Origin of the sequence: Butyricicoccus faecihominis (genome assembly GCF_014648015.1) — a bacterium.
GTDB classification, from domain to species: domain Bacteria; phylum Bacillota; class Clostridia; order Oscillospirales; family Butyricicoccaceae; genus Agathobaculum; species Agathobaculum butyriciproducens.
In genome coordinates this window covers 1-678 of the sequence record NZ_BMQH01000037.1, presented here as the reverse complement: position 1 = coordinate 678, position 678 = coordinate 1, and the positions used below count along the sequence as shown (strand labels likewise).

The following is a 678-nucleotide window of genomic DNA, read 5'->3' as shown; positions in this document are numbered from 1 at the left end:
AGGGGAGTGAAAAAGAACCTGAAACCTTGTGCCTACAAGCACCGAGAGTCCGTTAAAGGATGATCGGGTACTTTTTGTAGAACGGTCCGGCGAGTTAATATTTGCAGCGAGGTTAAGGAACTGGAGTTCCGGAGCCGCAGCGAGAGCGAGTCTGAAAAGGGCGTATGAAGTTGCAGGTATTAGACCCGAAACCGGGTGACCTATCCATGAGCAGGCTGAAGCGGTGGTAAGACACCGTGGAGGGCCGCACCCACGTCTGTTGAAAAAGCCGGGGATGACTTGTGGATAGCGGAGAAATTCCAATCGAACTCGGAGATAGCTGGTTCTCCCCGAAATAGCTTTAGGGCTAGCGTTATTTTAGATTACCGGAGGTAAAGCACTGAATGGTCTAGGGGCCGCGAGGTTACCAAAGCCTATCAAACTCTGAATGCCGGATAATTGATGAATAGCAGTCAGACTGTGTGAGATAAGTCTCATAGTCAAAAGGGAAACAGCCCAGATCTACAGCTAAGGTCCCAAATGAACACTAAGTGGAAAATGATGTGAAACTGCGAAGACAACCAGGATGTTGGCTTAGAAGCAGCCACTCATTCAAAGAGTGCGTAATAGCTCACTGGTCGAGTGGTTTTGCGCAGAAAATGTAACGGGGCTAAGTGTTCAACCGAAGCTTAGGCATTG

General features: G+C 48.8%; 1 rRNA gene. It reads left to right on the top strand.

Annotation, left to right across the window (positions count from 1 at the left end):
- Positions 1 to 678, top strand: a 23S ribosomal RNA gene (locus IEY11_RS14590); the annotation flags it as partial.